Raw genomic sequence first — 20010 nt, forward strand, 5'->3', positions numbered from 1 at the left:
GATCAGGGCCGCGCGCTCGGGGCAGCTTCGCCCTGCGCCTGTTTGAAGGTCTGGCCTTCCTTGGGGTCCAGCACCTCGATCATGAGATGCTTGCGCCGCTGCCATGCGATTTCGCACTGCTCCAGCCACGCATCTGGCCCGGCGTTCAGGATGTCCCAGATCGGGTCCAGGATCTCAACGGTAAAGGCCGGGTCGCCGTCGCTGTCGAACCAGATCATCACCGCGCGCTGATAGGTGCGGCCGGTGCTGCCCAGCAGGAACACGGAACTCGGGTGCGTCCAGCCGACGTACCAAAAGCCGTCATGGTGCAGATGTTTGTTCAGCGCCCTCGCCATGTCGCAGGCGAACATCATGCAGTCTGCCGCCCAGTCCAAAGCCGGCTGGTCGCTCAGCAGCACGGCATTGCCGTCTCGCATGACGGTGACACCGCACCATGCGGTGCCGGCCGCTTCTTCGTCAAAACGGTCCGTTACGGCCGTCGACTGGTAGAGCCGGCGATCAATCATCATGCACCTATGGCGGGTTGCGGCTGCCCGACCGGCAGCTGAGTGACGATGCCGGCTGGCGTGCCGGCGGTGACAAGGCTTTCCGGTGGCTGGCCCGGCATGGCGCCAGGCTGGCCGCCCGGCATGGCGCCGGGTGCAGCGGTCCCCATCAGGGTCTGCATGCGGCCCTTGACCTCTTCTTTGCGCGGGATCGAGGACAGGTCGATGATGATGTCGAGGATCGCCTGCGGCGGAATCTTCATCTTCTCGGCCAGCATCAGCGCTTCTTCGAACTGGGCGTTGGCGAAGCTGGCAGCCAGCGGCGCCTCGTCGACCTGCACGCTGTACTTGCCGGCGGTCACATCGTTGAGCTTGGACGTCAGGCCGGTGGCGGGGTCGCGCTGCTCGTCATTGATGACGGTCTGCATGAACTTGCCGTCTTCGCCCAGAATCCGGAAGATGCGCTTCTCGGTGTAGTGCTTCTGCACCATGTTCAGCCACTGCCGACCCACCAGTTCCTTGGTGCGCTTGAAATTGTCCATATAGACCTGCAGCGAGATCACGGCCTGGCGCTGCTTGGCCTCCAGCGCGCGACCACTCTGCACCTTGTCGTTCTCACCAAGGGCCGCCTCGTTGACACCGCTGATGCGACGCATCTTGTCTTCGGCGTTCGTCTCCAGCCATTCATGGCCGGTCGAGGGACCAACGGGCGTAATGCGGGTCGGGGCTTTCTCGCCCTTGAATTTGATGTTGATACCGGGCGCGGAGCCGAAATTCTTCAGCTGGCGCTCCTGCACAGGGTCCAGCGAGTTTTCCTGATACATCCAACCGGAGTTGGCGGTGCGCATCACGGTCTCGACGCCGGCCATATGGCGCTTGTTGATCTCGTCCTGCGGGGAAATCAGGTCATGCACCATCCCGCGCGTGAAGCCGCGGCGGAACCATGAGAAATAGCCCTTCAGTGTGAAACCGTCGTAGGGCGACCAGTCGTCATAAACGATGAGATCGCCGATGATGGTGGTCCAGCGTACCCGCTTGGTCATCTGCTTGCGCACGAACAGCGGATTGCCGCGCTGCTCGGCGAAATAGAGCGCCTTGCCGATCTTCTCCTGGTTCCAGTGATCCGGGATCACCGAGCGGTCGCCGGTCTCCAGATCGACAAACACCCGGGTCGGGGTGGCCTGCCAGTATTGGAACTCCAGCACGCGGATGCTCTTGCGCAGCGGGTCGGTGTAATCCCCCAGCACGGTGTTGTACTGGCCCCACCATTCCGGCATGTCGTTGTCTTCCAGCCCGAAACTGCGGATCGGGTGGACGTCGCCTGACTCTGAATTGGTGTTGATGATCGGCCCGACCGAGGTGTTGCCCCTGGTCAGCGGCGATACGAGATCAGCGGCCTGCTGGCCATAGAGATCACGCACCTGATCAATGCAGGCCCATTCGTCCTGGATGACGAAGCCGCCCTTGTCGAGATCGTAGTCGTCCAGATCGGGGTCGACCTTGACCCGGAACGGGTCTCGGCTGCCGGTCTTGATCTCGCCGAAGTCGTTTTCGCTGAAATCAAGCCGGGTATCGTAGAAGCCGCGGCCGGTCATGATGCCGTCGCCGAACACTTCCGCGTCGCGGGCCGACATCTGGTTCTGCTCGGCGGTCTGCTTGAACACGCGGCTGATGGCTTCCGCCACCTTTTCCTCGCCGGTGCCGTCGTAGCCGGGGATGGCTCGGGTGTCGTTGCGGTTGTTGCGGTGGTAGCCCAGCACCAGGCGGACCAGCGGGAAAATCTCGTTGAAGGTGAGCACCGGCCGGCCCTGCCGCTCGATGCTGCGCTTCACATTCTCGGCCCACTGCCGGCCTTCCACATAATCAACACACTTCTTGGCGTCTTCAGCCCACTTGTCGTGGGGCGCAGTCGCACGGGCCCAGCGATCCGCCAGCAGCAGCAGCTTTTCCGGATCCTGCACGGGCAGGCCCCGGGGGGCGGTCGGTCCGTAGCGCATCGACTCTCCCTGTTGCTGCCCTACCGGGCTCGCCAATCCATGACTTCGTTTGAGGTGTCGATCCCGGCCCAGCCGTAGCCGTCCGCCGCGCCATAGGGCGCTGCTTCCGGCATTTCGACGGGTAGGATTTCGGTAAAGGTCAGCGCCAGGGCGTCGGCACCGTCAGGCGAAAAGCCGAACTTCTTCTTGATGGCTTCCTTGGGCTCGATCTTGAGAACCCCGTCCAGCCCATAGGCGAAGCCCGACGCCACGATGTGGCTGTGCAGTTCGTCGCTGTCGACCAGGTCGGCGCCTCCGGCTGCCTTGAACCAGTCGCGCATGCGGCCATACATCTCGGCCCGCTTGTTCAGGTACAGCAGGGGCTCGGATGCCTCGCCGCCGAAGCTCACCGCGCAGACACGATCCGCGAAGCCGTTGGAGCTCAGGATGTTGGCCAGCGAATGGCCGAAGCCCTCCGAAGCGTCGATGTAGACGCGCCGGATGTCGGGGTTGGCGATCAGGGTCTTGGTGACCTTGTCGACCAGAACCAGAATGTTGTCGGTGTCGATCCGCTCATTGACGGCGTGACCAGCACGCCAGCCCTTGCGGTCGATCAGCCATGTGCTGTCTCGGCCACCACGGGCAACGTCGATGCCCAGCACGCGGGACGCTCCGGGCGCCTCGCTTAAGGACACCCGGCGTGCGCGAGCTACATATTCGCCAGCAATCAGCCCGTTGACGCCCGTGGCCTGGAAGGCTTCCGCCGCGGTGATCGGGTATTCCTGCTGGAACAGCGGCACGATCTCGCCGGGCTGGCCACCCAACTCGACGTTCTTGCGCTCGGCCCAGAAAGCCTGCTGCCGGTCTAGCCCATAGAGCTGGGCGTATTCACGCAGAGCGCCGGTCGGCTGCCAGTCCTGCGGCGGCTCACGGCGATACGCGTCTTCCAGCGTCCACGGCAGGAAGATGGCGAGGTAATCCGACAGGCCGGCCTCGGCCTTCTTCCATTCCTCGTAGAAGTCGCCCATCGGCCCGTTGGCCGTGGACTCCATGATGATCTCGGTCCCGGGCTCGCCCGGAACAGCCTGGCCGATGCCGCCGAAGTGGTTGGCGGCCTGCGGCCAGAAGGCCATCTCGGAGCCATGCACCTGCTGCAGCGTCATGGAGCGGCCCAGGCCGCCCTGATTCTTGGCGGTGCCGACGCGATAACCGCCGTCGTAGCCGGCGAATTTCAGTTCGTTGGCGTTGGCGGCTTCCGTCGCGGGGCGTAGGCGATCATCCATGTGGTCATGGATGCGCTTGACCATGTTGAACAGCTGCTGCGTCGCCTTGTCCTCGTGCGTGAGGATGAAGGTGTTGCGACCAAGGAACAGCGAGGTGTTGCGGTAGAAGCGAGAGCCAATGTAGGTCGAGATGCCCATCTGGCGGGCCTTCAGGATGATGACCCGGACCCAGCCCTTCTCCAGCTTCTGCTTCTCGATCGCGGCATGCAGTCGGCGCTGCGCACGGTTCCAGTTGAAGAAGTGAACCCGGCCCTGTTTGTCCTGAATCCGGACGAAGCCCGTGCAATAGGCTTCCAGATCGAGCCGCAGCCGGCGGATTACTTCGTCATCATCCAGCCCATCGTAACCTTGGACCGGGGCGGCCTGGCTCATGTCAGGCGCTGCCCCTCCATCATTCTGGCTGAGAGAAATTCAATCTGTTCCTGCTGGTAGGTCTTCACCAGCGACTGGCAGTCCTCGCAGGAGCAGAGCTTGGCCGCCTCGCATTCCTGCGCTTCGTCAGGCTTCATGGCATAGAGCGCACCGGGCACGCCGATGACGGCCGTGAACTGCCACGGCTTCATTTCGGCAGGCCCTGCCATTGTCAGCTGATCTGCCGAAGCCGCTGCTGCAGCGTCGTGGTCTGCTTCACCACCGTTGCGCCTTGCGGCGTTGTCGTCGTTTCTGTCTCAACCCTGCGCTGCTGGTCGATCTGCGTCAGGCGAGAAGCAAGCGGTGCGCCGGAGCCTGACGGCCGGTTCGGGTCTGCGTCCACCATGCCGAAGGCCTGACGCTCCAGCCCGACCACCTTGGTCAGTGCCGTTGCAAGATCCCGCATCACGCCGGCCCGGCTGGGCAGGCTGACGGCCCGCATCATTGCGGCGCGGCGCGTCCCGTTGGTGTCTTTCTGGGTTTCAGCCTCAATCTCCGCCTCGATTTCATCGCGCCGGGCCGTGGTATGGTCCAGCTCGAGCAGCAACCGGCCGATCATTTGCCGCTGCACCCGGGCGTCGCGCCGGTGAATGGCGGTCACCTCGGACTGCGCCACGGCATTCAGTTCGACAATCTCGGCTTCGTCGATATCGGGTTCTGCCCGAATCGCCCGTGCATCGGTATTGGCTACGCGCTCGGGCTGCGACGGCCCTCCGCCCTCGGCTTGCCGCTCAGTGGCTACCGGGGCAATGGTGGGCTTGGCATTCTGGCTGGCGCGGGTTTCCTCCGCGATTTTACGGGCCGTCTTATCCTTGGCGGTGTCCCGGATCTTCTGGGCAAGGCTGCGTTCCGGCCACTCATGCCGCTTCGCATACTCGGATACTGCCCGGTGGGTAATGCCCGCCTCTTTGGCGATGTCACGGATACTGCGGATACCGGCAACCCAGTGGCGCTTGATGGCGCCCCAGTCCGGGCCGGTCTTTACTGGGGCCTGGGTGGGTTTCTTGGGCACGGGTGGCTCAGCGGGCGAGGTACGCCTGAAGTGCTGCGCTCAGCCGTTCAAGCTCTGCGCGGCTCTTGGCGTCGAAATGGAAGGCGGCCGTAGCCCCAGACTGTTCGCCGTTCGCGGCAGAGCGGATGGTGATCTCCAGCCCGCCAGCACGCTCACTGACGTTAATGTACGGCGGATACGGCAGGCTGACCGGCGTCAGCGCGAAAATGGTCTCGCCCATAGCTTGCCTCGATGGTTGAAGGTTTGGAGCGGCCTGCCGGGATCGAACCGGCGTAGCCAGCTTGGAAGGCTGGAGCCTGACCGCTCGGCCAAGGCCGCTGTGCCCAATGGGGCGAATGGCGCAAAGTTTATCCGGCCAAGGGCCCATAGCATCCCTTGGCACTTGTGGGGTCCGGCCGGCAGATGCCAGTGCCCATAGGGCGAATGGTAGGGGCGCGGCGGGTCGCAAACTTTCCGCTGTGGCCGGTATCCTGCTCTAGATCAGGACCGACAGAGGGCTACGATATTCTTCCCTCCAAGCACGCCATCCGGGCTTCCCCGGAGTTAGTGTGGTGCGTGTGTACGATTTGAACGTACGAAGCCCTAGGATTGCTACCAGCATAGCCCGTCAGGCCTCTTTGCTTGGTCACCATTCGACCGCTCTGGCAACACGCACCATCCCGTTGCCGGGAATTGGTAGCGGGAGCCGGAGTTGAACCGGCGACAGCCAGGTTATGAGTCTGGCGCTCTACCACTGAGCTATCCCGCAGTAATTTCGTTGATTATCCGCGTCGGGCTGCCGATGATGGGCGCCTCAAACAGGGGGAAATGGCATGGCAACAATGGTGAAGTGCAAACTGATCGGTGGAGCCACAGTGCTCGTCAATGCTGACCTCGTTCGGACGGGTGCCGAGGGCACCTACCAGCAGCACACAATCCTGACGCTGGACTTCGATAAGGAGCACAGCGTGGTCGTTGTCGGCACGATGGATGCCTTTACCGAAGCTGCCTCGATGGCGCGTGCGCGCTGAAACGCGAAACGGCGGCCTGGTTGCCCTGCCGCCGCTCTGCCGATTCATGTGCGCTTTGGCCGCATGAACCCGGGTTCAGTCAATACCCCCAAAATCTGGGGCACGCAAGCCTAAATAGTCCTATTCGTAGATATTTTTCCTAGTTGGGGTTGGCTGCGCATCGAAACGCAGATTTCCCCGCGACCCCTGGTCAATCGGTGTCGCGCACCGGCTTGCTGCTGCGGCTGCGGAAATTCTTGTGGAAATGCTTGCCCTTGCTCTCGGCCGACATGAAATCGGTGAACTGCTCGGGCGTGATGCCTGAATAGTCGTGGCGAGCTCCGCCGTTGAACTCGACCCGCATGGTTTTGGACTCGGGATCGTAGCCGACGGCCGAGAGGTTGGAGGATTTTACCGGGTTCATCACCAGTTTGGTCAGCGCCATGACGAGACTCCTTCCGCCCGCAGCGTCGCCGCCAGGCTGTGATAGCGGGGATGATCCTGCGAGACCATGCCGCGGTGGCAGGCGAGCCGGTCGAGCTGGTGGCAGATCACCTGCCGGGCCGGCGGCGGTGGTTGATGGTCGTCGATCACGAACTGGCGCATGGCGGGCCAGTTGGCCGTGCCGATCACCCGGGCAGCGTCGGTGAAGACCTTCTGGTTCCAGGCTTCCACGTCGCTCATCTCGGGCGATCCTTCGCTGCGGGTCTGGTATGAACCGCTCTCGCGCTGACGCAGGCCTGCCCGCTCATAGGTGCGGCGCAGCCACAGGGCGGCCTCGATGCGCCATTTGGATTCGTCGCTGTCGGCTTCACCGAGCCAGCCTGCCCGCTGGGCCACGTCGATCGCTGTGCTGTCCAGCATGGCGCGCTGATAAATCCCCGCAGTCATGGTTTCCCGGATCACGGCGGGGCGATTGCTCATGGCATTGCCGCCGGCGCCGCGATCGTTAAGGATCGGAAGTTCTATCACTTTATCGGTCATCCCGTCCTCACTGTGCTGCTTCGGCATCGCCCTGCCCGCTTGAAGATTCGGCCGGTGCAGCGGCGTCGGGTGTTTCACGTGAAACGTGATTCGTTTCGCCGAAAGCCGACTCAACCTGTTCATCGGACAGCACGCCGCCACCGAAATCGCACTTCGACAGCCCGGCGCGAAGCATGTCCTTCTGCTTCTCGGTCATCGGTTCCTGGGCGGCGCGGCGATGGCGCTCAGGCTTGCCGGGGTCCAGCAATCCTGAGTCGCGCATGGCCTCGGCCACCCGATCCTGTTGCTCCTGCGTTGGCGGCGGGCGGTCCTCGCGGACGCCGCGGTCGCCGTCTGCCAGCTTGCGCAGACGGCCGCGCTCGACCCACAGGCGTCGCTTCTCGCGCAGCAGGGCGGCATGGATCTCCCCGCCGGCCGGAAACCAGGTGAATTGCGGGTAAATCCGCTTCAGGCTGCCTTCCGTGTAGCAGCCGGCCTCGAACTCACCTTCCAGCACGCTGACATAGGCCGCGATTTTCAGCTTGGCGTCTTCAACGCTGATCTTGCCGGCGCAGAGCACGCCGAGGCTGGCGAGCCAGTTGGCGATCGACTCTGGTTTTGCGGGCGCCATCCGACGCGGCATGTCGGCCAGCATGGCGCGGGCCTGCAGGCGCAGCTGGTCCGTCACCACGCGCGGCGGGAGCCAGTTGCCGTCGTTGTCCTCCAGATGCAGCAGCGAGCCCATGCTGGTGGTCTCGGCCGTGGCCAGTGCGGTCTGGCTCGTGCTGGTCAGGTCAGTTGCCATCGTTGGCCTCCCGGATGATTACTGCGAATCCATTCTCTGCGCCGCGGCCCGTGCGGTCGTGGCGCATGGTGCTGCCACCAGCCGCTGCCATGGGCTGGAATGGCCGGCTGGCCGCGCCATGGGCGTCGAGAATGGCCTGGTCGAAATAGTTCATGGTGTCGATGGGACGCTGCGCACCAGCCCGCCGCTGCAGTTGCTTGGCACGGAACACGGCCATCCAGGTCGTGCGCTGAACCCCCTGCTCGATCCATCGGCGCGCCGTCACCAGATCGAGGCTGTTGGGGTAGGCACGGGCCTGTTCAGGGCCGAAGACTTCGACCCGGATCGAATCGAAATCCTCAATGGCCAGCCGATCCAGCGGGATGCCTGCGCTCTCTGCATTATTGATGGTGTTGGTATTGGTAGTGGTAGTTGGTAGTGCAGGGGCTGCGACGGGAATTTCTGTGCCCTCTTCGTCCTCCCTTTGAATGCATTGGTCTTTTAGCTCTGTTCGCGTCGGCTTCGATGGGCCTTCGATACGCTTTCGCGCTGCCTTCAACTCCTTTTCGACACGCTTTTGAGACAGCCACACCCCGTGTTCATCGACGGTACGCTGCAGCTTCTCGATGCTCACGGCATACTCGATGGCCTTGATCACATCGGGCCGGCGCATCTTCACGGCGCGGGCAATCTTGTCGTACAGCCGGTCATCCTCGCGGATCGGACGGCCCTCGGAATAGCAATAGGTGCAGACCAGCCACCAGGCCGCGAACTGAGTCGGATTGAACAGTCCGAACACGCCGGCCAGGAACTCATCCGGATTGAAGTCGATACGCCTGACTTTACTCACACCGTTACCCCTGCCCTGTACTGGTTGCTTCGTAGCGACAGCCCGTTCTCGGCCAGGAAGGCCTCGATCCGAGCTTTCCTCGCCCGCTGGTATCGCGTCGCCGGCAGCAGCCGGTTCATGGTGGTGCTGGGCCAGCCGCTGGCCGCCATCTTGACGATGCGCTGTTTCTCGTCGTCAGTGAGGTTCATCACACGCCACCCGGCGCGATGAAGAAGCACCACAGGCGCTCCGGCGAGCCGCAGCCATAGAAGCGCCACTCGCGGCTCTGGTAGACGCCTGGCTGACCTTCCTTGAAGAACTGGCCCGTGCGCGGGATGTAATAACCGCCATGACGCGGAATCACTTCGCTGTCGTCCAGGGGCTTGCAGTGCGAGGCGTCACAGCAATGCGTGCCGCCGGGCTCCATGCGGTACTGCGGATCATCCCTGATCCAGTCGTGGTCGCCAGCATCCGGGCCCTTGCCGATGCCCTGCGAAACGCCGGGGCTGGCGCTGTGGGAATGTTGGCCAAGCGCAGCGGCGGCGATCACCATGCCGGCGGCGGCGGCAGCGACGATGAAGGCGAGTTTGCGGGTCATGCCACCTCCGTCAGTAGTGGCGCATCGCCCTGAATGCGGCGGCGGGCCATCTCGGCATATTCTGGATTTAACTCGATCAGGATGGCATCGCGGCCCAGCCGATCGGCTACAAGACCCGTTGTGCCTGCGCCGCCGAAAGGATCGAGCACCACCCCTCCCCGCGGGCACCCAGCCAGAATGCATGGCTCGACCAGATCAGCGGGGAAGGTCGCAAAATGGGATTCTTTTAGAGGCGAGGTAGCAACCGACCAGACTGACCGTTTGTTGCGAGTGATTCCTTCCCAAGGAACGGACCCGCAAACATTCGAAGGTGAGCCATCAGGACACCCACGAGCACTACCCGGCTTACGGACTTTGTTTCCACTTCGAGCCAGCCGCTTCTGTGGCTTCTGTCCCGGAACGTCATAATCCTTCGTGTCCCACCGATTGCGCGGTGCATTGGGGTCGCCCGCAACCGCCTCAGCGATTGCATTCTGATCGAAGTGGTATCGCTCGCTCTTGCTGAGAAGGAACAGGTATTCATGAGATTTTGTGCACCGGTCGCGCACCGACTCCGGCATTGGGTTCGGCTTGGCCCAGATGATGTCTTGCCGCAGATACCAGCCGTCAGCGCGAAGGGCGAAAGCCACCATCCAAGGTATGCCGACTAAATCCTTCTGTTTTAGACCGACAGGCGGTGGTACCCACGCCCTACCGAGCGCTCCTGCCTCCACCTGTTTTTCGTGAAAGCCAGCAGGTAGACGACTCCCGCGTTGGGTTACCGCCGCGGCCCGAGCGTTGGTCCCAGTCTCGCCTTTTCCGCGTGAACGCCTGATCATACTGGCCTCCTGCGAGCGGTGGGCGCCTTCCAAGGTAGACGACTCCCGCGTTGGGTTACCGCCGCGGCCCGAGCCTGCATAGCTGTCGCCCAGGTTCAGCCAAAGGGTGCCGTCGGGGCGCAGCACGCGCCGGACCTCACGGAATACGGCGACCATCTCAGCGACAAAAGCCTCAGGGGATTCCTCAAGGCCGATCTGACCGGCCACCCCGTAATCCCGCAGGCCCCAATACGGTGGGCTGGTGATTGCGCAATGCACAGAGGCGTCCGACAGATCGGCAAGTCTGTCGCGCACATCACCCAAGATGATCCGCACGCTCATGCCGCTGCCTCGAATTTTCCGATTTCATTGCCGAAGTTGTCGAAGCCGTCATGCTGTGTGCGAGTGAATAGCTCCACGCGCGGTCCCTGGAACAGCGTGCAGATCTCGTCGCGTACGAAGTCCGGCTTGCGGCTGTGCTCGCGCCGCTGGCCGAAGATGGCGCCGCGCGGTTTGCCGCCGGCAATGCGCTCCGGTCGGCCGCGCTTGGCGACCACAAGGAACTCGGCATCGCCGGTCGCCTCGTAGCCAGGACCGCGCGACATGCTGTTGTTGTAGATGAACAGGCCATTCTCCCGGTTGTAGAGTTTGAACCAGGTCCGCACGGTGCTGTATTTGAAGCCCCATGCCGTCAGCACTTCGCGCGGGCCGAACGGCAGCAGCAGGATCGGCGGCGTCACCCACATCAGCAGGCGGCAGCCCTCGGGATGTGCCAGGCCGGCAACTGGCAGCGCCGCGATGTCGCGCAGCGGCATGGTCGGATAGTGGCGCGACGGATTCTTGTTCTTGCCGGCGCTGAATTTCCACGGCGGATCGGCATACACAACGCGATAGCCGCCCTGCGGCAGCGCGGCGATGTCATGGCAGGCCTGCTCGAACGGCGTCATGCCGCCACCCCGCGATGGCTGGGTAGCACGCGATAACCAGGCGGCAGGAATGTGACGATGCGCCAGAGCGCCTTGTCGAAGACCAGATTGAAATCGACATACCGGGTTTCATCGTGCCGGGTGGTCACTTCGAGACGGACACGGAAGATCGGCCGGTTCTTGGAAATGCCGACCAGGATGGCGCACTCGACCGTGTCTGCGGTGCCTTCAATGCGCCGCTTGATGATGCGCTTCAGGCGCTTCTCCAGCACATCGCTGTAAACCACGTCATAGCGCTCCACGGCGCGGCGTGCGGCATGCAGGCGCTGGTGCTGGGCTTTACCCATCAGGCAGCCGCCATGGTGTTGAAGCGGGCCAGCAGAGGGATGCCCCAGCCGCGCAGGGCGGTGTCGACCTCGTCCAGTGAGCGGCAGACGGCAATCTCGCAGCCCGCCGCCGTCATAGCCTGGTGGGTGCGCACCTGTGGCATGGAAAGCCGGCCGCTATCCGCCTTCAGCTCGATGCCAAAGACCCGGCCCTGCCAGATGATGATGAAGTCTGGAACGCCGGCCACCACGCCGAGGCCCTTGAAGATTGCAGCCTCGATCCGGCCGCGCCGCCCACCATTGGCAGCATGGAAGGCAAAACAGCCGATGGGCAGCGCGATCTCGAAGAACCGCCACACCATGCGCTGCAAGTCCTGCTCTGGGCGCCGGATCACATTCTTCATGGCGTGCCGTTGCGCTGGAAGACGTACTCGAACATCGTTGCGCCGCTAGCGTTCATCACCCGGCGCTGTACCAGGGCGCCGAAGCCACGGTCCATCGCCTTGCGCGCAGCCGCGCACCACTCGCCGCTGGCATGCAGGCCGGTGAAATAGACGTGGTTGGTGCGCTTCGGCAGCTTGCGCAGGAACAGCACGTAGGCTTCGACCATGTCTTCGTTGGGGGTCTGGCGGCTCATAATTGTGCAATCCCCTGTTCAACAATGTCGTTGGCTTCATTCCACAAAATGGGATCGCCTTCTCGCAGCACCTGCAGGAGAAGTTTTTTCTCAGGCAGGTAAACCTTCGCGAAGTTTGGGTCGAAGGTGAGGATTGAAGTGCTGTTGTCGATCAGGTCCGCCAGCTTGATTGTCTTCACGCAGGCAGGTGCCTTGGCGATGTGCTGGCGATCGAACTCCTTCCGGGTTGCCCGGTTTGCCTCCATTCCTGTCGAGGCGTCAGTTAGCCAATCGACGTAGCTGAGCACGGTGTCGCCGAAGAGGCTTCCAATTGTGATCGGCCGCACTTTGGTGTCCTCAAGGACATCGTGCAGGTAGGCTGCGGCGAGCATTTCCTGCGTGTGGCGGACACGCTGAACCCGCTGAGCAACCGACCAAGGGTGCAACCAGTATGGAATGCCGGTGTATTTGCGCGTCTGCCCGACCGCGTCATGCGCGGCGGCGGCAAAGATTCTCGCGCGTTCTGCAAGCTCATTCATCTGGTCAGGCCTGCGCAGTTACGGGTTGCGTGGAATAGCGCGGGCCGCGATGGATCGGGTCAGCACGGCGCGGCAGGCCCAGCCTGTGGGCCTTGCCCACCACGGCATTGCGGCTCATGCCCATGGCCGTGCCGATCACGCTGATGCTGGTACCGGCGTTCCAGTGCTGGGTCAGCGCCTTGATCTTCTCGTCTGTCCACGGGGACTTCATGCGGCTTTCCTTTCCGGGATAGCGACGAACTCAGGCAGGTTCGCGCGCAGGATGGCTTCGGCCAGCGGCGGGCAGACGCTGTTGCCGCACATGCGGATCTGGCTGGCTTTGGTAAGTGGGCGCCATTCGACGGCACCGGAGGCGCCGTCGATAACGAACAGCCCCTTCTCGATGATGTAGCTCTCGCGGAAGCCCTGGGCCCGGAACAGTTCGCGCGGGGCCAGCATCCGCATGCCGATGTCGGCGATGACGTAAGTCTCGCCGTCGATCTGCACGGTGACCAGGCCGAAGCGCGCCAGTGTCGTGACCGAGTGAAGCGGGTCGTTTGCCGCCTGGCCGACACCTCCCTCGCCATAGTATTTGCAAAGGAAGGCATAGACCGCGCCGGCGTGGGTGCCCTCGGCACATATCGTCGGCGCCGGCTGCTCCATCCCCTGCATGCGCTGGTCAGCGCCCTTCTGGTTCAGCAGGAAGGCGGTGACCACATTCTGGTGCGAACCGGCCTGTGTGATGGTGCTGACCGGCTCGTCAGCGGCATGGCCGACTACGCCGGTGTTGTGCTGCGCGAGGAAGGCCGCGACGACCGCAGGGCCGCCGCTTGCCGTGATGGTATTCATCGGGGCATCGGGGGAGGCCGCGCGGACATCATCTCCGTGCAGGCTGTGCCGGCCGATCAGGGTGGCAGCGACGAGGCCCATAGGCGGGGCGCCGCCTTCCCGCTTGATAAAGCTGTTGGCCGTCACTGTCGGAACCGGCTCGTCCATACCGACGCCCACGGCGCCGGCCCGGAACTTAGTCAGGTGTGCGGCGATAAGAGCGTTCTGGTCCTTCTTGCTGGCCGTTACCGTGTGCAGCGGATCCTCGGGGGACCGATTGGCCCCGCCCTGCTGGGCATAGGACAGCACTGGCGCAACCAGAGCGAAGGAACCTGCCGTCGATTGCGTCCGGATCGGCTCATCCAGCCCGTGGACACCATTCCGGCCGGCAGCACTTGCCATGTCAGTTCGGACAATGAAGGGGCGCTGGGCGCGCAGCACGTAGCGGTCGATGCCACGCGCGATGCGTTCCATGGTCGCAGGCGCCAGCGGCCGTTTACAGCCCAAGGCCCTCGCTTCTGCCGCATCCATGAAAATGCTGTGGGTCGGCAGACTCCAGTCGATCAGCTCAGCCGCCGTGCGCCAGGCCTGCACCTTGCCCGCCTTCACGCCGAGGCTCCCGGGCTTGCCATGAGTCGGCTGCGGCCAGACGATGGGTCGGCCATCGCGACGCGCCAACACGAACAGCCGCTTCCGGATCGTTGGGGTGTCGTAGTCGGCGGCGCGCAGCACCTTCCATTCCACGACATAGCCCTGGGCGCGGAGACGCTTCACCCAGCGCTTGAAGATGTTGCCCAGGCCCTTTTTGTCGATCTTGGTCTTGTCGGGAACCATCTTCGGCCGGCCGTGGACGTCCAGAACGTACTCGCCGTGAGCATCCAGCACCGGGATGAGATCGCACCACTGCTGGAACTCTTCGACATTCTCCAGGCTGATCAGGCGTGGCTTCTGCCAATCCGGCAGGCGTTCGGCATAGTGGACGACCACCCATGCGAGATCCCGGATGTTCTTGTTGAGCGGCTGACCGCCCTTGGCCTTGCTGAAATGCTTGCAGTCCGGCGATGCCCACAGCAGGCCGACCGGGTCTTTGCCGGCAACGTCGCGCGGATCGGCGCGGTAGACGGACTGGCACAGGTGTCGGCTGCCGGGATGGTTGGCCCGGTGCATGGCGATGGCTTCCGGGTCGTGGTTAATCGCCACGTCCGGGTCGATACCGAAGGCCCGCAGGTGCCCTTCGCTGGCGCCACCGCCGCCGGCAAAGCTGTCGATGGAGATTTCTCCACTTGGAAACATTCTTATTCTTCCCCCAACTCAGAAGGTCTACTGGGTCAGCGCCCAGACGATTGCGATGTAGGTGAGGCCGTGCAGCAGCTGGTCCACGCCAAGCAGAATCCAGAAGCCTTCGCTGGTGGTCGGGCCGAGCTTCCAGTGCGCGTTAAGGCGCATCTTTGCCCAGTCGATGTGGTAGTGAGCGACGAAGTCGGCCAAGACACACAGGAATATCGTCGTGGATTCCGGTAGCAGCAGTCTCAGAGCGATGGCCGTGCCGAGCATGTGGATAGCCGCATGCATCAGGCCGCCCGGATGCCCATAGGTGCCCTTGTTGCGGTACATCCAGGGCGTGGCCTGCAGCGGGAAGTCACAGATGAAGTGCTTCACCGTCAGCGCGAGAATGATCCAGAGGACGAGATCGGTGGTCATGCCCACCTCGCCGTGATGATGCTGAGGATAGCGATCGCAAAGCAGCACCAGGCGGAGCCCCACTTGTCATTGGCTGCGAAGATGAAGGTGCCCAATGCGAACAGATCGTACGTGCTCATGCCGGCACCGCATCGTGCAGAGCGCCGTCCAAATGCCGGCCGGCTGCATGCTTCCCGATACGCGCCATCCAGTTCCCTGATTCGGGCAGGAAATGGGCCGCACCTTTGTCGATGAACGGCTCTGGAGCCGACCCTTCCGGAAGCCTTGCCCACTCGCCCCATTGCTTGAAAAAGAACGGCACACCTGCGTCGTTGCAGTCATCGCGCGTCTGGCGAGCCCAGTCCGGGTGCATCGGACGCGCGCCGTGGCCGCTCTCGCCTCCGCAGATCAGCCAGTCGATGGCATGGATTGCCGGGCGCCAGTCAACCGCGCCCAGCGCCGGCTCATAGCTGACAAAGGTTGGCCAGCCGTGGCCGTGCTCGCGGATAATGTGCGGGCTGCGCTCGTCAAAGCGCGGCTGGTCTTCGATGGTCACGCCCAGGCGGGCGTGCTGGAGCGAAGGCGGCGGCGAGCGGTTGGGCAGGAACTTCGCCCAGTTCTCAGGCCGCTTGGTCAGCAGCAGCCAGTCCAGATGCGGCGTTTCCCGGATCAGGGCCCAGAGTTCACCGCGCCATTCCGGGCGGATGCTCGGGTGATCGTCAAAGACATCGGCCATGCTGGAGCAGAAGACTTTGAACCGGATACCCAGCTTTTCTGCCTTGGCGTTCCACTTCACCGGCCCGCGCCAGTTGTCGACGCCTGTGCGGCGGCGATTGGCTTTCGGCCCCCACTCCACCAGCTTGACCCGCGTTGCCTGCGTTTCTGCATAGCAATGCTGGCAGCCTGGCGAAACGCGCGTGCATCCCAGCCACGGATTGAAGGTGTGGTCCGTCCACTCGATCTTGCTGTTCTCAGCCACGGCGGGCACCATCAAATTTCAGCGTAATGACAAGATTGTCCTGGTCCTTCTCAATGCTGATCTGCTCGATCACCGTAGCGGCGAGCTGCGCGACGCGAGCGCGAACGCGGGTCTGTACGCGCTCCTGCGCCGACTTGATCTCTTCGTCAGCAATCGCGCTGGCGTCAGTCAGGATCGCCTGTCGCAGTGAATCAGGAAGCATGTGCTTCATGCCGCCGCTTCAACGCCAGCAGCGCGCATCGCAGCCCCGCCCAACGGCGTATCCGCAAGCATGCCGAGCGCTTCCATGTAGACCTGCAGCAGGGTTTCCTGCTCGTCCAGATCGGCCTTGTCCATTTTGCGCAGGCGGATCACCTGGCGCAGAATCTTCACATCGAAGCCATGCGCCTTCGCCTCGGCATAGACTTCCTTGATGTCGTCGCCCAGCGCCTTCTTTTCCTCTTCCAGGCGCTCGATGCGCGCCACCAGCTGGTTCAGCTGGTCCGTGGAAAAGTTACCGCTCTTGAGTTTGGCCATCGGTTCCCCCATTGAAGTGTTCGCTGGCGACATAGACCGCCGCGTTTTTCATGCTGGCGTTCATCCGGGTGCGCTTGGTCTTCACCAGCAGCCCGTCGCGCAGCAGTTCCGAGACGCGCGGGCGCACCGTGAGCTTGTCTTCCTGCACCTGCTTGCCGGCTTCGTCGGGCGTGAGTCCGCGAGCACCGGCAGCAGTGAAAGCTGCCAGCACACGGGCGCGCACGGCGGCTGCGCGGCTCTCGATTGAGACGGCAGCGGATTGGCTGGTGCCCCCCTTCTCCTTGAAGCCGGGAGTCGCGGGATAGCTGCGGCGGCGCGCTGGGCGTCGGCCCGTGAAAAGATCGAGTTGCGGGGCCGCGCTCATGCAGCGGCCCCGCGCTCTGACCCGGCACTGTCCACCGCGCCGGGGGGGTAAAGGCGCGTGTGATCGGCTGCCGGAAGCCGATGGGGCTGGAGAAGCTGACTCAATGCGCCGGCCAGAGTCTGGGCCTGGTGCATGAGAAGAATGACGTTGCTGGCATCGCTATGGCCGGCCTGCTGGCTGATGCGCTGCCAGATGATGCTGCTCGCAGCCATCAGGGCGATGATGTCGCCCAGGCCGGGCTCGGCTCCGGCGATCCAGCCGTCAACGGTGCGGGTATGGCGCCCCGTGGCGCGGGCTGCGTGCTTCACCGTGTCGTGCGGCCATGCCTCTTTCAGCACGGAAGCGAAGAAGCCGTCGGGAAGCCCGTTGCGGTCCGAGACGCAGGACAGCACCGGCTTGGTTCTGCTGAATTGCAGCCGCTGGATGAAGTGCCGGATCATGCAGCCCTCGCCCGCCGCTTCCGCGACTGGAGCTGTTCATCCCGCTCGTTCATGAAGTCCCGAACCGTCGCCTCGGTGCTGCTGCGGCCTTCCCGGCCGGCACGGAGATCGAAGACGAAATTCGGGTCGCCCTTCGCCAGTCTGCCCAGCGTGGTCGGCTTCATATCGTGGCGCTTTAGAAATGCCTCGACGTCTTCAAGGAGATCAGGTGCCGTTTTGGTCATGGACGAGATCATAATAGGACTATTCCTATTTTACAATAGGCATTTTCCTACGCGACCTCGGCGGCCGTATAAAATAGGATTAATCCTATGGTGATTCTCAATGATCCGGTCCGCCAGTTGGTGCGGGCACAGCTTGCCGCCCTGGATCTCAACATGGCGGAAGTCTCTCGTTCGATCGGCCGAAGCCACTCTTACCTGCAGCAGTTTCTGGAGCGCGGCGTGCCTCGGGCTCTGCCGGAAGACGTGCGCGACGAGCTGGCAAAGAAACTCAATCTGGAGCCGGCGCAGCTGCGCGGCGATAAAAACCGAAGGCCGCAGGGCGGTATAACGATGAAAAGCCCTGCATTCATGGGCTTCCACGAAGCTCCGCCGGCCTTTGAGCATCTGGTACTGACCAAGCAACAGCGCGACTATCTGGACATGATGGCCATCGGTATGTCCGTGGCAAATTCCGAAGTCCTCGCCTTCGTCGATGCCGACATAGAGGCGCTCGAAATGGGCGAAGCATTGAAGGAATCGCTTGGCCGGCCGATCAACGCCCTGGAGCGTGTTGGTCTGATGCAGAAGATTCTGCAGCGCAGGGTGCTGGCCGCCGCCGAAAAACCACAGGTTACGCAGGGTAATCCTCAACCGGTGACGGCGCGGAAAGCGAAGTAACCCTCTGGTAGAATTGTCCAATATTACAAGGTTGCAGCCGGTTTAGGACTTGGCTACCCTCAATGCGTGTATGCAGCGCATTCCATTGTAGTTCCGACCCCAAACGACCTGGTCAGAATTGACCGAACGCCGTTTGATCACGCCGCTATGCTCGATCCAAAGCTAAGCTTGGCTCTCGGCTTGTGGCGCCATAATGCCCGCCAGCACAATGCTGTTGATTTCGTTCAAACTCTGCGGCGTTTACATGCACCCGAGCCTGTTCACCTGCTGGATACGACTCCGCGCGATATTGATTACTGGAACATGGTCGACTTCCAGCGCCACCCCTTCGTCATGGATGGCGGCGACTACAAGGATATTCGCCTGGGCACGCTGAACTTCCTTCCGGCTCGCATTGCTGCTGAGCAGACTTACGGCATGGTGGTGGCCATGCGTGAGCCTCTGCTGTTCACTGTCTCGATGCCGCAGCGGATCTACGAGCGCGCCCTGCTGCCCTTCTTCGGTGTTCGCAACGAAGTGACCCGCATTGCGACACTTGTAAGGCCGATCCTGTTCCGCAGCAGCCTGGCCGAGATATCCAGCATCAAGCAGCGGCCCTCGCCGGCTCGATTGCGGCCATAGGCCCTTCCGCTATCTGCTTATCCATGCCGCGGCGATCGATGTGTGTGGTGTGCATCTGGGTGACCTTGCCGGCGGCGTCGACAAAGCCGACCAGCGACAGGACTACCCGGGTGTAACCGTAGCCGTCCCGACTCAATGGGATTCTGCTATTGCGAAGATCATCAAACACCAAGCCGCAATGGTGGTCGACGTCGTAACGTTGTACGGATAGGGCGCGGATGAGGTGCGTCAGCAGGTATGGTAAGTTCTCACCCCTGCGCTCTGGATGCACCCACAAGCCGCCGTGGTGGCCGATGCGGCCTCGCCAGTTCAAATCTGCAGGATGCACTAGGCGCGGCCGGCCCAGCGGAGGCAGGCGACTGCTGAATAGCCTGCCGCTCGCCAGCCACTCCATCCAGCCCCCTTTCCCGGTTTCGATAAGCCGGAACGCAATGCAGGCCGACATGCGGCCCTTGGCAGCGCCATCCATTTCTGTCACGCGCAGCCAGTAATGCGGGCCGCCAGGATCGAGGTCGTGGTGCGCGGGATCGAAGCTGATATTGGCCCCGAGGTTTCCCGGCGCGGCCGTAATGGCAGCGCGCCAGCGGGTCAGGTCTGGATCCTGGTCGATCCGCAAGCCCCTGCTGCTGATCTCTCCGAGGATGGTTGAAATGTAGCTGTCGGCGGTGAACCTGACCGATTTACGCATGTTTACCCCTCCAGATTGCGGATTCGACACTCAAAGGTAGCAGCGCAAGGTTCATCCACGGTTACCGATTGAGCCGGACACGGACAAATTACAACCCGCAAAACTGCCGCTGAACAGAAATAGGAAAATTCCTATTGCTTCTGAAATAGGAATAGTCCTATTATGACTTCAGGCAACAGACGGGGGCAACCCATGGCGCATTACACCGACGAAGAAATCCGCTGGGAAATTCAGAAGCAGATGGGCTGCTGCATCGCCGCAGCCCAGCGCACCCCGGTAATGGCCCAGCTGGTGGTCACTGCGACCTGGCCGGATGGCGCCACGCATTCCGTGCGCTGCACCGACTACGAGAGCGACGGCTGGCAGACCAGCTTCATCGCGCTGGCCGTGTCGAAGCTGAGCGCGTGGCGCGAGATCAAGGTGCTTGAAGAACCGATGCCCCACCCGGAAACCCGGTGCTGGTTGTCATTGCCTTCCCGTCTGCAGATCGGGGCCTAACC

General features: G+C 62.8%; 33 protein-coding genes and 2 tRNA genes. 4 read left to right on the plus strand and 31 right to left on the minus strand.

The window, feature by feature from the left end; all coding sequences use genetic code 11:
* Positions 1-2 precede the first annotated feature (2 nt).
* The 8 genes from AAG799_RS00170 to AAG799_RS00205 all read right to left on the minus strand — a co-directional run bounded on the left by AAG799_RS00170 (position 3) and on the right by AAG799_RS00205 (position 5915).
* A complete protein-coding gene (locus AAG799_RS00170) occupies positions 3-509 on the minus strand; it encodes a hypothetical protein (protein WP_341893748.1) in 507 nt (168 codons plus the stop codon).
* Positions 506-2482 carry a hypothetical protein gene (locus AAG799_RS00175; protein ID WP_341893749.1) on the minus strand — a complete coding sequence of 659 codons (1977 nt, stop codon included), beginning with the start codon at positions 2480-2482 and terminating at the stop codon, positions 506-508. The genes AAG799_RS00170 and AAG799_RS00175 overlap by 4 nt, the downstream gene beginning before the upstream one ends.
* A 20-nt stretch (positions 2483-2502) precedes the next feature.
* Entirely contained in the window at positions 2503-4116 is a 1614-nt protein-coding gene (locus tag AAG799_RS00180) for a hypothetical protein (protein ID WP_341893750.1), read from the minus strand.
* The gene (locus AAG799_RS00185) at positions 4113-4325 is read right to left on the minus strand and encodes a hypothetical protein (RefSeq protein ID WP_341893751.1); all 213 of its coding nucleotides are present in this window, start codon (positions 4323-4325) and stop codon (positions 4113-4115) included. The genes AAG799_RS00180 and AAG799_RS00185 overlap by 4 nt, the downstream gene beginning before the upstream one ends.
* Before the next feature lie 2 nt (positions 4326-4327).
* A complete protein-coding gene (locus AAG799_RS00190; RefSeq protein ID WP_341893752.1) occupies positions 4328-5167 on the minus strand; it encodes a hypothetical protein in 840 nt (279 codons plus the stop codon).
* A 7-nt stretch (positions 5168-5174) separates the two neighbouring features.
* Entirely contained in the window at positions 5175-5387 is a 213-nt protein-coding gene (locus AAG799_RS00195; protein WP_341893753.1) for a hypothetical protein, read from the minus strand.
* Positions 5388-5411: 24 nt separating this feature from the next.
* Positions 5412-5485: transfer RNA gene (locus AAG799_RS00200), tRNA-Gly, on the minus strand.
* A 355-nt stretch (positions 5486-5840) separates the two neighbouring features.
* Positions 5841-5915: transfer RNA gene (locus AAG799_RS00205), tRNA-Met, on the minus strand.
* 64 nt (positions 5916-5979) lie between these two features.
* Between AAG799_RS00205 and AAG799_RS00210 the strand changes: the two genes are divergently transcribed.
* Positions 5980-6177: a hypothetical protein gene (locus AAG799_RS00210; RefSeq protein ID WP_341893754.1), complete on the plus strand. Its 198-nt coding sequence runs from the start codon at positions 5980-5982 to the stop codon at positions 6175-6177.
* A 190-nt stretch (positions 6178-6367) separates the two neighbouring features.
* Here AAG799_RS00210 and AAG799_RS00215 read toward each other — a convergent pair whose 3' ends face one another.
* The 22 genes from AAG799_RS00215 to AAG799_RS00320 all read right to left on the minus strand — a co-directional run bounded on the left by AAG799_RS00215 (position 6368) and on the right by AAG799_RS00320 (position 17544).
* Positions 6368-6601 (minus strand): KTSC domain-containing protein, encoded by a 234-nt coding sequence (locus AAG799_RS00215; protein ID WP_341893755.1) that lies wholly within the window; start codon positions 6599-6601, stop codon positions 6368-6370.
* Positions 6592-7080 carry a hypothetical protein gene (locus tag AAG799_RS00220; RefSeq protein WP_341893756.1) on the minus strand — a complete coding sequence of 163 codons (489 nt, stop codon included), beginning with the start codon at positions 7078-7080 and terminating at the stop codon, positions 6592-6594. The genes AAG799_RS00215 and AAG799_RS00220 overlap by 10 nt, the downstream gene beginning before the upstream one ends.
* Before the next feature lie 67 nt (positions 7081-7147).
* Positions 7148-7924 (minus strand): hypothetical protein, encoded by a 777-nt coding sequence (locus tag AAG799_RS00225; RefSeq protein WP_341893757.1) that lies wholly within the window; start codon positions 7922-7924, stop codon positions 7148-7150.
* Positions 7914-8753, minus strand: coding sequence for a hypothetical protein (locus AAG799_RS00230; RefSeq protein WP_341893758.1), 840 nt, complete (start codon positions 8751-8753; stop codon positions 7914-7916). Before AAG799_RS00230 ends, AAG799_RS00225 begins: the two co-directional genes overlap by 11 nt.
* Entirely contained in the window at positions 8750-8941 is a 192-nt protein-coding gene (locus AAG799_RS00235; protein WP_341893759.1) for a hypothetical protein, read from the minus strand. The genes AAG799_RS00230 and AAG799_RS00235 overlap by 4 nt, the downstream gene beginning before the upstream one ends.
* Positions 8941-9330: a hypothetical protein gene (locus AAG799_RS00240; protein ID WP_341893760.1), complete on the minus strand. Its 390-nt coding sequence runs from the start codon at positions 9328-9330 to the stop codon at positions 8941-8943. Before AAG799_RS00240 ends, AAG799_RS00235 begins: the two co-directional genes overlap by 1 nt.
* On the minus strand, positions 9327-10469 hold the full coding sequence (locus AAG799_RS00245; RefSeq protein ID WP_341893761.1) for a site-specific DNA-methyltransferase: 1143 nt from the start codon (positions 10467-10469) through the stop codon (positions 9327-9329). The genes AAG799_RS00240 and AAG799_RS00245 overlap by 4 nt, the downstream gene beginning before the upstream one ends.
* Positions 10466-11074 carry an MT-A70 family methyltransferase gene (locus AAG799_RS00250; RefSeq protein ID WP_341893762.1) on the minus strand — a complete coding sequence of 203 codons (609 nt, stop codon included), beginning with the start codon at positions 11072-11074 and terminating at the stop codon, positions 10466-10468. Before AAG799_RS00250 ends, AAG799_RS00245 begins: the two co-directional genes overlap by 4 nt.
* A complete protein-coding gene (locus tag AAG799_RS00255) occupies positions 11071-11400 on the minus strand; it encodes a hypothetical protein (protein WP_341893763.1) in 330 nt (109 codons plus the stop codon). The genes AAG799_RS00250 and AAG799_RS00255 overlap by 4 nt, the downstream gene beginning before the upstream one ends.
* Entirely contained in the window at positions 11400-11741 is a 342-nt protein-coding gene (locus AAG799_RS00260; protein WP_341893764.1) for a VRR-NUC domain-containing protein, read from the minus strand. The genes AAG799_RS00255 and AAG799_RS00260 overlap by 1 nt, the downstream gene beginning before the upstream one ends.
* Before the next feature lie 38 nt (positions 11742-11779).
* Positions 11780-12016, minus strand: coding sequence for a hypothetical protein (locus AAG799_RS00265; RefSeq protein ID WP_341893765.1), 237 nt, complete (start codon positions 12014-12016; stop codon positions 11780-11782).
* Positions 12013-12534 carry an HD domain-containing protein gene (locus AAG799_RS00270; RefSeq protein ID WP_341893766.1) on the minus strand — a complete coding sequence of 174 codons (522 nt, stop codon included), beginning with the start codon at positions 12532-12534 and terminating at the stop codon, positions 12013-12015. Before AAG799_RS00270 ends, AAG799_RS00265 begins: the two co-directional genes overlap by 4 nt.
* Positions 12535-12538: 4 nt before the next feature.
* A complete protein-coding gene (locus AAG799_RS00275; protein WP_341893767.1) occupies positions 12539-12745 on the minus strand; it encodes a GcrA family cell cycle regulator in 207 nt (68 codons plus the stop codon).
* On the minus strand, positions 12742-14634 hold the full coding sequence (locus AAG799_RS00280) for a DNA cytosine methyltransferase (RefSeq protein WP_341893768.1): 1893 nt from the start codon (positions 14632-14634) through the stop codon (positions 12742-12744). Before AAG799_RS00280 ends, AAG799_RS00275 begins: the two co-directional genes overlap by 4 nt.
* Before the next feature lie 27 nt (positions 14635-14661).
* Positions 14662-15042, minus strand: a complete 381-nt coding sequence (locus tag AAG799_RS00285; protein WP_341893769.1) for a DUF3307 domain-containing protein — start codon at positions 15040-15042, stop codon at positions 14662-14664.
* Positions 15039-15161 (minus strand): hypothetical protein, encoded by a 123-nt coding sequence (locus AAG799_RS00290; RefSeq protein ID WP_341893770.1) that lies wholly within the window; start codon positions 15159-15161, stop codon positions 15039-15041. The genes AAG799_RS00285 and AAG799_RS00290 overlap by 4 nt, the downstream gene beginning before the upstream one ends.
* Positions 15158-16000, minus strand: a complete 843-nt coding sequence (locus tag AAG799_RS00295) for a phage Gp37/Gp68 family protein (RefSeq protein WP_341893771.1) — start codon at positions 15998-16000, stop codon at positions 15158-15160. The genes AAG799_RS00290 and AAG799_RS00295 overlap by 4 nt, the downstream gene beginning before the upstream one ends.
* Positions 15993-16211 (minus strand): hypothetical protein, encoded by a 219-nt coding sequence (locus AAG799_RS00300; RefSeq protein ID WP_341893772.1) that lies wholly within the window; start codon positions 16209-16211, stop codon positions 15993-15995. Before AAG799_RS00300 ends, AAG799_RS00295 begins: the two co-directional genes overlap by 8 nt.
* Positions 16208-16516 (minus strand): DUF2312 domain-containing protein, encoded by a 309-nt coding sequence (locus AAG799_RS00305; protein WP_341893773.1) that lies wholly within the window; start codon positions 16514-16516, stop codon positions 16208-16210. Before AAG799_RS00305 ends, AAG799_RS00300 begins: the two co-directional genes overlap by 4 nt.
* The gene (locus AAG799_RS00310) at positions 16494-16880 is read right to left on the minus strand and encodes a hypothetical protein (RefSeq protein WP_341893774.1); all 387 of its coding nucleotides are present in this window, start codon (positions 16878-16880) and stop codon (positions 16494-16496) included. Before AAG799_RS00310 ends, AAG799_RS00305 begins: the two co-directional genes overlap by 23 nt.
* On the minus strand, positions 16877-17320 hold the full coding sequence (locus AAG799_RS00315; protein WP_341893775.1) for a hypothetical protein: 444 nt from the start codon (positions 17318-17320) through the stop codon (positions 16877-16879). The genes AAG799_RS00310 and AAG799_RS00315 overlap by 4 nt, the downstream gene beginning before the upstream one ends.
* Positions 17317-17544 carry a hypothetical protein gene (locus AAG799_RS00320; RefSeq protein ID WP_341893776.1) on the minus strand — a complete coding sequence of 76 codons (228 nt, stop codon included), beginning with the start codon at positions 17542-17544 and terminating at the stop codon, positions 17317-17319. The genes AAG799_RS00315 and AAG799_RS00320 overlap by 4 nt, the downstream gene beginning before the upstream one ends.
* A gap of 87 nt (positions 17545-17631) precedes the next feature.
* Here AAG799_RS00320 and AAG799_RS00325 point away from each other — a divergent pair, with 87 nt between their 5' ends.
* Together AAG799_RS00325 and AAG799_RS00330 are read left to right on the plus strand one after the other, a co-directional pair.
* Positions 17632-18201: a hypothetical protein gene (locus tag AAG799_RS00325; RefSeq protein ID WP_341893777.1), complete on the plus strand. Its 570-nt coding sequence runs from the start codon at positions 17632-17634 to the stop codon at positions 18199-18201.
* A gap of 147 nt (positions 18202-18348) precedes the next feature.
* Positions 18349-18822 carry a hypothetical protein gene (locus AAG799_RS00330; protein WP_341893778.1) on the plus strand — a complete coding sequence of 158 codons (474 nt, stop codon included), beginning with the start codon at positions 18349-18351 and terminating at the stop codon, positions 18820-18822.
* Here the strand turns inward: AAG799_RS00330 and AAG799_RS00335 are convergent.
* Complete coding sequence (locus AAG799_RS00335) at positions 18785-19510, minus strand: hypothetical protein (protein WP_341893779.1); 726 nt, start codon at positions 19508-19510, stop codon at positions 18785-18787. The two genes, AAG799_RS00330 and AAG799_RS00335, sit on opposite strands and share 38 nt — an antisense overlap.
* Before the next feature lie 192 nt (positions 19511-19702).
* Between AAG799_RS00335 and AAG799_RS00340 the strand changes: the two genes are divergently transcribed.
* Positions 19703-20008: a hypothetical protein gene (locus tag AAG799_RS00340; RefSeq protein ID WP_341893780.1), complete on the plus strand. Its 306-nt coding sequence runs from the start codon at positions 19703-19705 to the stop codon at positions 20006-20008.
* The last annotated feature ends 2 nt before the right edge of the window (positions 20009-20010 follow it).

The sequence above is a fragment of the Ferrovibrio terrae genome, assembly GCF_943371255.1.
GTDB classification, from domain to species: domain Bacteria; phylum Pseudomonadota; class Alphaproteobacteria; order Ferrovibrionales; family Ferrovibrionaceae; genus Ferrovibrio; species Ferrovibrio terrae_B.

Coding starts and splice junctions, on each gene's coding strand:
- AAG799_RS00240 (WP_341893760.1), bottom strand. CDS start 9,330: ATGACCCGCAAACTCGCCTTCATCGTCGCTGCCGCCGCCGCCGGCATG.
- AAG799_RS00275 (WP_341893767.1), bottom strand. CDS start 12,745: ATGAAGTCCCCGTGGACAGACGAGAAGATCAAGGCGCTGACCCAGCAC.
- AAG799_RS00170 (WP_341893748.1), bottom strand. CDS start 509: ATGATGATTGATCGCCGGCTCTACCAGTCGACGGCCGTAACGGACCGT.
- AAG799_RS00225 (WP_341893757.1), bottom strand. CDS start 7,924: ATGGCAACTGACCTGACCAGCACGAGCCAGACCGCACTGGCCACGGCC.
- AAG799_RS00270 (WP_341893766.1), bottom strand. CDS start 12,534: ATGAATGAGCTTGCAGAACGCGCGAGAATCTTTGCCGCCGCCGCGCAT.
- AAG799_RS00315 (WP_341893775.1), bottom strand. CDS start 17,320: ATGATCCGGCACTTCATCCAGCGGCTGCAATTCAGCAGAACCAAGCCG.
- AAG799_RS00245 (WP_341893761.1), bottom strand. CDS start 10,469: ATGAGCGTGCGGATCATCTTGGGTGATGTGCGCGACAGACTTGCCGAT.
- AAG799_RS00340 (WP_341893780.1), top strand. CDS start 19,703: ATGGCGCATTACACCGACGAAGAAATCCGCTGGGAAATTCAGAAGCAG.
- AAG799_RS00335 (WP_341893779.1), bottom strand. CDS start 19,510: ATGCGTAAATCGGTCAGGTTCACCGCCGACAGCTACATTTCAACCATC.
- AAG799_RS00255 (WP_341893763.1), bottom strand. CDS start 11,400: ATGGGTAAAGCCCAGCACCAGCGCCTGCATGCCGCACGCCGCGCCGTG.
- AAG799_RS00300 (WP_341893772.1), bottom strand. CDS start 16,211: ATGAAGCACATGCTTCCTGATTCACTGCGACAGGCGATCCTGACTGAC.
- AAG799_RS00285 (WP_341893769.1), bottom strand. CDS start 15,042: ATGACCACCGATCTCGTCCTCTGGATCATTCTCGCGCTGACGGTGAAG.
- AAG799_RS00280 (WP_341893768.1), bottom strand. CDS start 14,634: ATGTTTCCAAGTGGAGAAATCTCCATCGACAGCTTTGCCGGCGGCGGT.
- AAG799_RS00325 (WP_341893777.1), top strand. CDS start 17,632: ATGGTGATTCTCAATGATCCGGTCCGCCAGTTGGTGCGGGCACAGCTT.
- AAG799_RS00235 (WP_341893759.1), bottom strand. CDS start 8,941: ATGAACCTCACTGACGACGAGAAACAGCGCATCGTCAAGATGGCGGCC.
- AAG799_RS00180 (WP_341893750.1), bottom strand. CDS start 4,116: ATGAGCCAGGCCGCCCCGGTCCAAGGTTACGATGGGCTGGATGATGAC.
- AAG799_RS00305 (WP_341893773.1), bottom strand. CDS start 16,516: ATGGCCAAACTCAAGAGCGGTAACTTTTCCACGGACCAGCTGAACCAG.
- AAG799_RS00265 (WP_341893765.1), bottom strand. CDS start 12,016: ATGAGCCGCCAGACCCCCAACGAAGACATGGTCGAAGCCTACGTGCTG.
- AAG799_RS00210 (WP_341893754.1), top strand. CDS start 5,980: ATGGCAACAATGGTGAAGTGCAAACTGATCGGTGGAGCCACAGTGCTC.
- AAG799_RS00175 (WP_341893749.1), bottom strand. CDS start 2,482: ATGCGCTACGGACCGACCGCCCCCCGGGGCCTGCCCGTGCAGGATCCG.
- AAG799_RS00185 (WP_341893751.1), bottom strand. CDS start 4,325: ATGGCAGGGCCTGCCGAAATGAAGCCGTGGCAGTTCACGGCCGTCATC.
- AAG799_RS00195 (WP_341893753.1), bottom strand. CDS start 5,387: ATGGGCGAGACCATTTTCGCGCTGACGCCGGTCAGCCTGCCGTATCCG.
- AAG799_RS00220 (WP_341893756.1), bottom strand. CDS start 7,080: ATGAGCAATCGCCCCGCCGTGATCCGGGAAACCATGACTGCGGGGATT.
- AAG799_RS00310 (WP_341893774.1), bottom strand. CDS start 16,880: ATGAGCGCGGCCCCGCAACTCGATCTTTTCACGGGCCGACGCCCAGCG.
- AAG799_RS00320 (WP_341893776.1), bottom strand. CDS start 17,544: ATGACCAAAACGGCACCTGATCTCCTTGAAGACGTCGAGGCATTTCTA.
- AAG799_RS00215 (WP_341893755.1), bottom strand. CDS start 6,601: ATGGCGCTGACCAAACTGGTGATGAACCCGGTAAAATCCTCCAACCTC.
- AAG799_RS00260 (WP_341893764.1), bottom strand. CDS start 11,741: ATGGTGTGGCGGTTCTTCGAGATCGCGCTGCCCATCGGCTGTTTTGCC.
- AAG799_RS00330 (WP_341893778.1), top strand. CDS start 18,349: ATGCTCGATCCAAAGCTAAGCTTGGCTCTCGGCTTGTGGCGCCATAAT.
- AAG799_RS00290 (WP_341893770.1), bottom strand. CDS start 15,161: ATGAGCACGTACGATCTGTTCGCATTGGGCACCTTCATCTTCGCAGCC.
- AAG799_RS00250 (WP_341893762.1), bottom strand. CDS start 11,074: ATGACGCCGTTCGAGCAGGCCTGCCATGACATCGCCGCGCTGCCGCAG.